Below are 11,086 nucleotides of genomic sequence, written 5' to 3'. Positions count from 1 at the left end.
GCGAGGATGGATATCGAAGGCTGGACTCTGGCGTGGGCGCATGGCGAGGCGACAGTGCAGGCGCTGGGCGGCATGCTGGCGCCCGTGCGTTTCGACCTCGGGCCGGGGCACAGCGTGACGCCGTTTCGACCTGCACCGTGGGGGGACGACGCGCGGTGGCCGGGGCTGCTCAGGGCGTTGCGAGGGGAGTGGCCCTGCCTGCCGTTCGGCATGGCGAGAGCGCCTCGCGGTCTGCCTGCTGGTTTCGAGACGCGCGACGCGGCGGACGGCTGGGACCATGGCTACGGTGCGAATCACCTGTGGCGGTGCATGGAGCAGACGGCGCACAGGCTGACCCTTGCCATTGACTATCCGGCCGAGGCCGACATCGAAAGCCTCGAACGAACCATCGACGCCGATCCCGATGCACCGGCGCTGGTGGTCTCCGTCACCGTGCGCGCGAGGCGCCCGGTCGTACTGCCGTTTGCGTTGCATCCCACCTTCGCGGTTCCGGCGGAAGGTATCGAGGTGCTCGCCTGCCCGCACCGGCGCATCCACGGCTACCCGGTTGCGCCGGAGCCGGGGGTTTCGCGCGTTGTGTCAAACAGCACCTTCGCCTCGCTGGCTGCCCTCCCGACGGCGACAGGCCCGCTGGACGCCACGCGTTTGCCGCTGCAGGAGAAGACCGAGGAACTGCTGCAGATGGAAGGCTGCGAACCGCCCTTTGTCGTGCGATACCCGGCGCAACGAGCCGATGTCCTGCTCGACTGGGATCCGGCCGCGTTGCCCGACGCCCTGCTTTGGATCAGCAACGGCGGACGGGCGCATGAGCCCTGGTCGGGGCGGCATTTCGCCCTGGGTGTCGAACCGGCCAACAGCTTCTTCGATCTCGGCCGTGTCGTCAGGCCTCCTGGCGATCATCCGCTCGCCGGCCGCTCGGGGCTCGCGTTCGAGGCGGGCAAGCCGCGTACGGTTCGCTACCGGATCGCCGCCGTTCCCGTCATCTAACCGGCGCACCGGAACCCTCCTCAATGTCGACGGCGGCCGGCTTGCTCCGGCCTGCGCCGGGTTGACAATCCTGTCTCTCTTCGCCCTCCCGCCCGATGTCATGACAAATGCATGACATACCCGGCAGATCAATGCAAAAAGCAAACCAAAATCTGGGGCACTAGGGTTTGTACCTAGCCACGCGGTACAAAAAATTGTTAAATTGATGCTTTAGAGTGATGACTCTAAACGTGCTGCCGTAACGATGCCGTTGTCGCAAGCACACGAGCCCTGTAGCAGGGCACCTATTTTCAAGCTGGATTTTATTTAGTCTTACTAACAAAGAGAGAGGGCAGGATTGATGACCGCTTTCGCATCAGAGCATCTCAGAACCGCTTGCCAATCCGGCGTCCGGGCGTTTTTTGCGCTGGCCAATCCCGCGCTGCAGGGTGTTCAGGCCGTCGTGGATCTGAATACGCAGGCCATCAAGGCCGCCATGGCGGAAACCGAAGCGACCCTCAAGGGGGCGATTCAAAGCCAGAATCCGCTTGAATTTCTGGCCCAGCAGGTGACCGTCTCGCAGCAGGCGGCGGCCAAGGCCATCTCGTACGGCCAGCATCTTGTGGATATCGCAACGGCCACGCAGGCGGAATGGATGAGAGCCGCTCGTGCCCAGTCGGAGCAGCATGAACTGCGGTTCGAGGCTTTCTCCGGCCAGTTTTCGCCGAGCGTGCCTGCGAGTCCGGGGGCATGGATCGCCGCGATGAACTCGATGTTCTCCGCTGCCGGCGCCACTGCCGCGGCGCAGCCGGCACAAGCCGCAAAGTAAGACTTTTCCACGCATTGTGCTGCGACCGCTGTGCCGGAACACGGCGCAGGGTACGGCGCGATGCGTCGTGGCTTCGAAGTTCGAGGCAGGCAGGTAGGGATTTTTAACGCGGGAACTGGAAATGACTGACATTGTGATCGTATCGGCCGCCCGTACGGCGGTGGGCAAATTTGGCGGTTCGCTGGCGAAGATTGCGGCGCCGGAGCTGGGCGCGGTGGTGATCAAGGAAGCGCTGGCGCGCGCCGGCATCAAGCCCGAGCAGGTGAGCGAAGTGATCATGGGTCAGGTGCTGACGGCCGGTTCGGGCCAGAACGTCGCGCGCCAGGCGTCCATCAAGGCGGGTCTGCCTGCCTCGGTGCCGGCCATGACGATCAACAAGGTGTGCGGCTCGGGCCTGAGGGCGGTGATGCTCGCGGCGAACGCGATCATCGCGGGCGAAGCCGAGATTGTCGTGGCGGGCGGCCAGGAGAACATGAGCGCGGCGCCGCACGTGCTGCCGGGCTCGCGCGACGGCTTCCGCATGGGCGATGCGAAGCTCGTGGACAGCATGATCGTGGACGGCCTGTGGGACGTGTACAACCAGTACCACATGGGCGTGACGGCGGAGAACGTCGCGAAGGAATACGGCATCACGCGCGAGGAGCAGGACGCGTTTGCGGCGCTTTCGCAGAACAAGGCGGAAGCCGCGCAGAAGGCGGGCCGCTTCGACGACGAAATCGTGCCGGTGGCGATCCCGCAACGCAAGGGCGAGCCGCTGCAGTTCAGGACCGACGAGTTCGTGCGCCACGGCGTGACGGCGGAGTCGCTCGCGGGCCTGAAGCCGGCGTTCAACAAGGAAGGCACGGTGACGGCGGCGAACGCGTCGGGGCTGAACGACGGGGCGGCGGCGGTGGTGGTGATGTCGGCGAAGAAGGCCGAAGAGCTGGGCCTGAAGCCGCTGGCGCGCATCAAGGCGTACTCGAACGCGGGTCTGGACCCGAAGATCATGGGCATGGGTCCGGTGCCGGCGTCGAAGCGGTGCCTGGAGCGCGCGGGCTGGACGGCGCAGGACCTGGATCTGATGGAGATCAACGAGGCGTTTGCGGCGCAGGCGCTGGCGGTGAACAAGCAGATGGGGTGGGACACGTCGAAGATCAACGTGAACGGCGGGGCGATTGCGATCGGACACCCGATCGGGGCGTCGGGCTGCCGGGTGCTGGTCACGCTGCTGTACGAGATGCAGAAGCGCGATGCGAAGAAGGGCCTGGCGTCGCTGTGCATCGGCGGCGGCATGGGCGTGGCGCTTGCGGTCGAGCGCGGCTGACCTCTCTACGAAGTATCAGGGCCGCCCGCGCGGGTGGCCCTAACCGATTCGCGCCATATCAGATTCCAACCAGAAGTCGCGCGATGGTTCGCGTGCCTTCCTCGCCTCACGGCGAGGAAGGCACGGCGGTGATGTACGTGGCGTATCCGGACCAGATGCCACGTTGTTTTTACGCTTTACTCTCGCGGATATACAGGATGACTAATCGTATTGCTTTGGTAACGGGTGGTATGGGCGGCCTCGGAGAGGCGATCAGCGTCAGGCTGCACGACGCGGGCTACCGGGTCGTCGTCACGCACTCGCCGGAGAACGCCGGCGCTGCGGACTGGCTGGAGCGGATGAAATCGACGGATCGCGAGTTCTACGCCTATCCCGTGGACGTTGCCGATCACGACTCGTGCCAGGAAGGTGCCGAGAAGATCCAGTGCGATGTCGGCCCCGTCGACATCCTCGTCAATAACGCCGGCATTACGCGGGACATGACGTTTCGCAAGCTCGACAAGGTGAACTGGGACGCGGTGGTCCGCACCAATCTCGATTCCGTTTTCAACATGTCGAAGCCGCTGTGCGAGAGCATGGTGGAGCGCGGCTGGGGCCGCATCGTCAATATTTCGTCGGTGAACGGCTCCAAGGGCTCGATCGGGCAGACCAACTATGCCGCGGCCAAAGCGGGCATGCACGGCTTCACCAAGTCGCTGGCCCTGGAAGTGGCGCGCAAGGGGGTGACGGTGAACACCATTTCGCCTGGCTATCTCGCCACGAAGATGGTCACGGCGATACCCCAGGAGGTGCTCGATACGAAGATCCTGCCGCAGATTCCGGTCGGCCGCCTCGGCCAGCCCGACGAGATCGCGGCGCTCGTGCTCTTCCTGTGCTCGGAAGAGGCGGGCTTCGTGACTGGCGCGAATATCCCGATCAACGGCGGCCAGCATATGCAGTGAAAGGGCGGTGAGAACCGGTGGCGCATCGACATACGCCATCGGCCGAAAGGTGAGGTTTTCCGGGAGCGACGGAGCGCGTTGCACGATTCGTACGGTGTGCGACGAGGCTCGATGAGCCTCACCTTGGCTCGCTTGCAGGCAAAAACGGCAAAAGTGAGTAGTTCCAGGAGACCGTTTTGCACCTTTTGCGGCTTAAACGTGAGTCTCTTCGATCTACCAGGTTCACCTGAAGGTTCGTGTCCGCCTGTCGAGCACCTGGAAGCTCCTGGAAATCCTCACCTTTTCGCCGATCGGCACTTGCGCGGCCGATAACAGGCGGCTTACTTCCCGAAAAGCCTCACCTTTGCGTTCGTGGCGCCTGTGCGATACCGCAATACTGCGACACCGCACGCGCCTGATCAGAACTTGTAGTCGGGATTCTTCGGATCGAATACGTCGGCGTCGAAGGTTTTCGGCTCGATCTTGTCGATCACGATCCGCTCGAACATCTGGCCGCTGTCGTCGTATGCCTCGACCGTGCGGAAGTACGGGTGTCGCAAGTCGAGGCCGAGCGTCTGCTTCTTCGCGTAGTACTGCGGTTTGCCGGCGGGCGAAACATAGGTGAGCGCGACCACGCGCACACCGTTCATGACCTTGACCTCTACCTGTGGCGTGTAAGGCGCGCCCACTGCCACGTACTTCTTCGCATCGGTCATGAACTGGTTCGTGATGAACTCGGTGCCGAGGTCGGTGATCTTGTGGTTCGACTGCGAGCGCGCGAGCGTGCCGTCGAGCGCCGTCCACATCGGCATGACGCCGAGCAGGCCGCCGAGGTGGCCATACATTTCGTCGCTGCGTTTCGACGCGTCGTAGATCACTTCCTCACCCGAGTGGTCGCCGTCGGGCAGCCACTTTGCGTAGATACGCAGTGGATCGTGTTCGAGCTTGACGACCATGTGCGCGGGCCGGCTGGGCCACTTGCCGTTCAATCGCTCCCAGCGCCACAGTTCGAATTCATACGACGGATAACCCGAAGGACCGAGCTTGATCAGCGTGGGCACCACGAGCGGGTCGAGCGACTGGAAGAGCGCGGTGAGCTGCGCGTCGTCCATCTTCTCCAGCGCGTCGCTCTTCTGCGCATGCTGAAGCCAGCGCACCTGATCTTCAACGGGCAGCTTGCCGACCTGCGAGGGCGCCGTTGCCGTGACTGCCGTTTGCGCGGCGCCGGTGTCGTCGCCGCTCGGGGCGGCAGCCGCGCCGCCTTGTGCGAATGCCAGCGCCGACGCAAGCGCGAGTGTTGCGCATGCCAGAGGTCGTGCGAAACGCGCGCTCGGGCGCCGCGCCTGAAGTTGATCGCTTTTCATGTGAGTTGTCTCCCTTTATAGAATGATGGGCGAGACCGTCATTCAGGTCTCGCCGGGTGCGCGCCGCTGTCCTTGAGCTGATGCGCGAGCTCGCGCGGCGTATAGAACGGATTGACGTTGACGACCACGAAGGGTAGAGGGGCTCAGGCACGCCGTAGCGGCATGGCCGCGCCTTCGGCCGGATCGGCGGCGCGTACGGGATCAACGGCGCGCTCAATGGCGTTGCTAACTGCCCCGTGTTTCGTCGAACCTGACATGACGGCCCGCAGCCACTCTGTGGTTGCCTGCGGTGCGGTGACGGGCAGCATGTGCCCGCCCTCCACCACCTTCAGCGCAACCCGCTTCGAACGCCGCCGCAGCGCGTCGCCATGGCGGATCCAGTTGAGCACGATGTCGTCGCGGCCGAACAGTACGTCCGTGTCCACCTCCAGTTGCGCATAGCGTTGCTCCATCTCGGCCAGGTCGCGGGCCTTCTCGACGGCGGCGAGGTCCTCCGATGCGCCGAGGAACCCTTGAGGCCGCAGGCTCAGCATGCCGCCGCCACGCCGGGGAAAATCGGGTGGCACGGCTTCGGGCGCGAAGACCTGCTTGAGCACGGCCGAACTGGTGGCGAGCGCAACGGGCGTGGCCAGCGTGCGCGCCACGAGGCGGCGCACGAAGGCCGAGCGGATGACGAGCGCGCGGAACGCCTTCGGCACTTCGGTCTGGGCATGGGTGAGCGGGGCGATCAGCGCGAGCCGCGAGACCGCCCGCGGATGATTGAGCGCGACCGCGAGCGCAATCGCGCCGCCCAGCGAATGCCCGACCAGCACGGGTTTCTCGAGCCCGAGCGCCTTGAAGAAACGCACGAGGGTTTCCGCCTGGGCGTAGACGTTCGCGGCCGACTGCGCGCCGCGCGTCGAGTAGCCGGTGCCGGGGCGGTCGATGAGAATCACGCGGTGATGGCGCGCGAACTCGTCGATGGGCAGCCAGGCGAAGTTGCGCATCTGCCCGCTCAGGCCGTGGACGAAAACGATCGGGGGTCCTTCGCCGCGCTCGACGTAATGAATGCGGTCGCCGCCGATGTCGATGAGCTGGCCGTCCATCGGTACGGCCGCTTCGATGCGGCGCGCGGTACGCCGCGAGAAGGTGGAGAGCGCGGCGCCTGCGATGGCGACGGCGGCTACGGCTGCGGAGAGCATGGCGATGTCGTTCACCGGCTGACCTCTTGTCTCTGGATAGGTGATGAGTCGGTCGAGGGGACGCAGGGTCCCCTCGCCGCTTTTTCGTTGTGGTTTCTCTCAGGTTCCTTCGGGTAATGCGTTTGCGGCGGCCTCCACGGCGGGCGGTGTTGCGCGCGACGACGCCTCGTTTGCCACCCACGCCGCGAAGCTGTCGATACGGGCCGCGATGAGCGGTGCGTCGCGCACGACGGTCCAGTGCGTCGAAGCGATCACCTCGCGCCGGTAGCGTCCAAGCCAGCGGTCGAGCCCTTCGGAGAGCGCGGGCGTGACATAGCGGTCGAAACGCGGCACGAGGAACTGCACCGGCGTGCGCGTGCTGCGCTCTCGCGGGCGCCGCGCGCGAGCGAGGAAGTTCGCCCGATACAGCTTCAGCCCATTCAGGCCATTGCGCAACTGTTGCGGGTCGCGCGCGGCGCGCACGCGTTCGGTCTTCCAGAGCCACCACGGCCATAGCCGTGCGCCGCCCGCGCGCCAGACGAGTTCGGGCACGAGCGGTAGATGGAAGAACGCGATGTACCACGATTTCAGCGTTTGCCGCAGATCGAGCGGTGCACGAAAGACGTGATCGAGACACGGCCCCGAGATCGAGGTATACGACGCGAGCCGCGCGGCGTTCGCCGGATCGGTGACGGCTTCCCAGCACTGGATCGATCCCCAGTCGTGTCCGACCAGATGGAACGGCCGCGCGCCGCAGGCGGCATCGGCAACCGCCATGAGGTCGCGTGCCAGTTGCGCGAGCCGGTACGCGTGGCGGCCGCGCGGCGCGTCGGAGGCGCCCGCGCCGCGCACGTCGTACGCGATCACGCGGTAGCGTGTTTCCAGCTCGCGGCGCAGCAGCGTCCAGACGGCCGCCGAGTCGGGGTAGCCGTGCACGAGGATCACGGGCGGCGCGCCGACGGGGCCGCTCGCGTAGACCGCGAGCCGCGCGTCGTCGGACTGCACCATGAAGGTTTCAGGCGCGGTTTCAAGCGCGGTCTCGCACGCGGGGCGCATGGCGTCGCTCATGCGGGCTTCGCGTTCGCGGCCGGATGCAGGGGCACGCGGCGCGGCGCGGCCTTCGCGGCATATTGCGCGTTGGTCGCGTCGATCTGCGCGATCAGGCCGTCGATGCGTGCGAGATGGCGCCGGTTGTCCTGATCCCACGGATGGAAGCCCGGCTTGAAAAAGCGCAGCCATTCCAGCGCAATGCCGGGAAACACGCCATGACGCGGACCGTAGAGAAACTGGATGAGGCGCCACTTGCCGGTCACTTTCCCCTGGCGGCGGCCATGCGCGCGCATCAGCGCCATGTGGTAGTCGAACACGATGACCCAGAACAGCACCGTGGTCGCGAGCATCGTGCCCGTGCGCATCAGATAGCGTTTCAGGCCCGGTGGGATCGAAGCATTCCAGACGTCGAACGAGACGGCCTTGTGCTCGGTTTCTTCGAGCGCGTGCCACAGCCACATCTGCTTGTAGCCTTCCACCGAACCTTCGATGTTGCGCGCCGTCCTGGTGAGCAGCAGGTCGGCGAGCATGGCCGTGTAGTGTTCGAGCGCCACCGTCTGCGCGAGTTGCAGCGAAGGCGGCAGCACCTTGCGGCCGAAGTTCAGGATGGCCCACAGGCGCTTGTCGAGCTTGTGGGCGGGCAGGCCCGCGGCCTGCAGCAGATCGTTGTACTCGATGTGCTCGCGCGTGTGCATGGCCTCCTGGCCGATGAAGCCCAGCACCTGCTTCTTGAGATCCGGGTCGGCGATGCCGTCGCGGTAATGTCGCACGGCGTCCATGAAAAAGCGCTCGCCCGCGGGAAAGAGGAGCGAAAGCGCGTTGAAGAAGTGGGTGACTGCCACGCCCTGGGCGTGCCAGTCACAGGCCCGGTCGGGCGGTAGTGCGAAGCGTATGTCGCGCCGTATCGGCATCATGATGTTTTCTCCCTGATTGGCCTGCGTCGTTATGCGTTCCGGTTGCGCGCCATGCCCGCGCGGCCGGCTCTACGCCGAGCCTTCGCGGCCTCGCGGCGCGCGCTCACCACCACCAGCGCCTGGTACGCCGCGGGCAGCGTGCGCGCGAGCCAGTCGGCGGCGCGCGCGTCGCGCCCGATCAGCACGCGCCGGCTGTTGCGGCGCACGCCGCGCAGGATGGCGCGCGCGGCGTCCTCGGCGGTCGTGATGAAGAATTTTTCGAAGTCGTCCTTACCTTGCTGCTCGCTCGCCACCATGAAGCCCACCATGTTCGACGCGATGCGGCTCGACTGCGCGATGTTCGTGCGGATGCCGCCCGGGTGCACGCAGGTGGCGGAGACGCCGCACCGCATCATGTCGAGTTCCTGGCGCAGCGATTCGGTGAAGCCGCGCACTGCGTACTTGGTGGCGTTGTAGGCGCTCATGCCGGGCTGCGCGAAGATGCCGAAAATGCTCGACGTATTGACGATGTGGCCTTCGCCCGCGGCTTTCAGGTGCGGCAGGAAGGCCTTGGTGCCATGCACGACGCCCCAGAAGTTGATGTTCACGATCCATTCGAGGTCGGTGTAGGCCATGCCTTCGATCGTGCTGGAGAGCGCGACGCCGGCGTTGTTGAAGACGAGGTTCACGTGGCCGTGCGCGGTGGCGGTCTCGTCGGCCCAGGCGTACACCGCCTCGCGGTCGGCCACGTCGAGCACGCGCGTCGTCACGCGCACCGCGGGGGCAAGTGTGCGCACGATGCGTTCGGTCTCCGCGAGACCCGTGGCGTTGCGGTCGGCGAGCGAGAGATGGCAGCCGGCCTCGGCTAGTTGCACGGCGAGCGCGCGGCCCATGCCCGAGCCGGCTCCGGTGATGGCGGCGACCTTGTTGTCGAAGTGTTTCATGCAGGGTTCCTCGTGCGGATGCGCGCTGTTTCAGACGGGTTCGGAGCGTCTCAAGCCGGCTCGGTGGATTGCGTCGCGATGGCGATGGGCGTGGCGGCGGGTTCAGGCTGCCGCACGCGGTACACCTGGTAGTCGGCGAGCGAGAAGTGCGCCGTCGCCTGCCGGAAGCGCCACGTGAAGCCCGGCCACAGCGTGGTGTTCTTGCCGTTGCGCGGATCGAGATACCAGCTCTTGCAGCCGCCCACCGACCAGATCGCGCGATCGAGCTTCTTCTGGAGGCGTGCGTTGTAGCGGGATTCGACGTAAGGGCGCACCTCGATGGCGTCGGCGCCGTCGCGGCGCATGGCGTTCAGCGCGCCGAGGATGTACTCGATCTGCGACTCGATCATGAACACCATCGAGTTGTGACCGAGACCCGTGTTCGGGCCGACGATCATGAAAAAGTTGGGATAACCAGGCAAGGACGTGCCGAGGTACGCATGCGCGCCGTTGCGCCAGGTCTCGACGATATCCACGCCGCCACGGCCTACGACGGTTCCGGGCGGGAACGGATCCGCCACCTGGAAACCGGTGCCGTAGATGAGGCAGTCCACCTCGTGATGGACGCCGTCGGCGGTGACGACGCCCGTGGTGTCCACGCGCTCGATGGCGGTCGTCACGACGCTCACGTTCTCGCGCGAGAGCGCCGGATAGTAGTCGTTCGAGATCAGCACGCGCTTGCAGCCGATCGTGTAGTCGGGCGTAACGGCCGCGCGCAGCGCGGGGTCCGGCACCTGGTGGCGGATATGGCGCAGCGCGAGCTTTTGCACGTTCTTCATCAGCGAAGGATGGATCGCGAAGCCCAGCACGCGCGATTCGAGCATCCAGTAGAGGCTCGCGCGCGCGAGCTTCTGCGTGAAGGGCAGCGTGCGGAACATCCACCGCTCGAACCTGGAAAGCGCGCGGTCGGGCTTGGGCATGATCCAGGGCGGGGTGCGCTGGAAGAGCGCGAGGCCAGCCACGCGCGGGGCGATCTGCGGCACGAACTGGATTGCGCTGGCGCCGGTGCCGATCACGGCAACACGCTTGCCGTCGAGTGCGTAGTCGTGGTCCCAGTGCTGCGAATGGAACGCTTTGCCCGCGAACGTTTCGACGCCGGGAATGTCGGGCAGGGCCGCGCGCGAGAGGCCGCCCATGCCGGAGATCAGCACGCGCGCGGCGAGCCGCTTGCCGTTGGCGAACGCGAGGCGCCAGCAGTGCGCGCTTTCGTCATAGGTGGCGCTCGCGAGTTCGTGCCCGAAGCGCAGGTAGGGCGCGAGGCGAAAGCGGTTCACGCAGTGATCGAGATACGCGCGGATTTCCGGCTGCGGCGCGAACATGCGCGTCCAGAGCGGGTTGGGTGCGAAGGAGAACGAATAGACGTGCGATTGCACGTCGCATGCGCAACCGGGGTAATGGTTGTCGCGCCAGGTGCCGCCCGCCGAGTCGGCCTTCTCGAACACGGCAAAGCGCGTGTTGCCGGTTTGCAGCAGACGGATCGCCATGCCGAGGCCGGCGAAGCCGGTGCCGATGATGGCGATGTCGATGTCGATGACCCCTCCAGCGGGGCCATTGCCTGCCGGGTTGAAAGACCGGGTGCGTGCGTTCATCCGGAGCGTCTCCCTATGGTTCATTTTTA

9 protein-coding genes and 1 pseudogene are annotated in these 11,086 nt (G+C 65.8%); 4 read left to right on the top strand and 6 right to left on the bottom strand.

The genetic code is table 11. The features are described 5' to 3' along the window. Nucleotides 1-6 precede the first annotated feature (6 nt). The 4 genes from WJ542_RS23530 (at nt 7) to phbB (ending at nt 4,039) form a co-directional block, all read left to right on the top strand. A complete protein-coding gene (locus WJ542_RS23530) occupies nt 7-987 on the top strand; it encodes an aldose epimerase family protein (RefSeq protein WP_411191880.1) in 981 nt (326 codons plus the stop codon). A gap of 340 nt (nt 988-1,327) precedes the next feature. Next, complete coding sequence (gene phaP, locus WJ542_RS23525) at nt 1,328-1,795, top strand: TIGR01841 family phasin (protein WP_411191879.1); 468 nt, start codon at nt 1,328-1,330, stop codon at nt 1,793-1,795. 121 nt (nt 1,796-1,916) lie between these two features. Continuing rightward, the gene (locus WJ542_RS23520; protein ID WP_411191878.1) at nt 1,917-3,098 is read left to right on the top strand and encodes an acetyl-CoA C-acetyltransferase; all 1,182 of its coding nucleotides are present in this window, start codon (nt 1,917-1,919) and stop codon (nt 3,096-3,098) included. 197 nt (nt 3,099-3,295) lie between these two features. Next, complete coding sequence (gene phbB / locus WJ542_RS23515) at nt 3,296-4,039, top strand: acetoacetyl-CoA reductase (protein ID WP_411191877.1); 744 nt, start codon at nt 3,296-3,298, stop codon at nt 4,037-4,039. Nucleotides 4,040-4,437: 398 nt separating this feature from the next. Here phbB and WJ542_RS23510 read toward each other — a convergent pair whose 3' ends face one another. The 6 genes and pseudogenes from WJ542_RS23510 to WJ542_RS23485 form a co-directional block, all read right to left on the bottom strand. Further along, nucleotides 4,438-5,382, bottom strand: coding sequence for a DUF1571 domain-containing protein (locus tag WJ542_RS23510; RefSeq protein ID WP_411191876.1), 945 nt, complete (start codon nt 5,380-5,382; stop codon nt 4,438-4,440). A 143-nt stretch (nt 5,383-5,525) separates the two neighbouring features. Beyond that, the gene (locus WJ542_RS23505) at nt 5,526-6,563 is read right to left on the bottom strand and encodes an alpha/beta fold hydrolase (protein ID WP_411192534.1); all 1,038 of its coding nucleotides are present in this window, start codon (nt 6,561-6,563) and stop codon (nt 5,526-5,528) included. Nucleotides 6,564-6,662: 99 nt separating this feature from the next. Then, nucleotides 6,663-7,610 (bottom strand): alpha/beta fold hydrolase, encoded by a 948-nt coding sequence (locus tag WJ542_RS23500; RefSeq protein WP_411191875.1) that lies wholly within the window; start codon nt 7,608-7,610, stop codon nt 6,663-6,665. Next, nucleotides 7,607-8,506 (bottom strand): metal-dependent hydrolase, encoded by a 900-nt coding sequence (locus tag WJ542_RS23495; protein ID WP_411191874.1) that lies wholly within the window; start codon nt 8,504-8,506, stop codon nt 7,607-7,609. Before WJ542_RS23495 ends, WJ542_RS23500 begins: the two co-directional genes overlap by 4 nt. Continuing rightward, nucleotides 8,451-9,429 (bottom strand): annotated as a pseudogene (locus tag WJ542_RS23490) (SDR family NAD(P)-dependent oxidoreductase). Before WJ542_RS23490 ends, WJ542_RS23495 begins: the two are co-directional and overlap by 56 nt. Before the next feature lie 50 nt (nt 9,430-9,479). Next, entirely contained in the window at nt 9,480-11,057 is a 1,578-nt protein-coding gene (locus WJ542_RS23485; protein ID WP_411191873.1) for a flavin-containing monooxygenase, read from the bottom strand. Nucleotides 11,058-11,086 lie beyond the last annotated feature (29 nt).

The organism is Paraburkholderia yinzeri, assembly GCF_046581065.1.
Lineage (GTDB): Bacteria > Pseudomonadota > Gammaproteobacteria > Burkholderiales > Burkholderiaceae > Paraburkholderia.
This window is presented reverse-complemented; position numbering and strand designations above follow the sequence as displayed.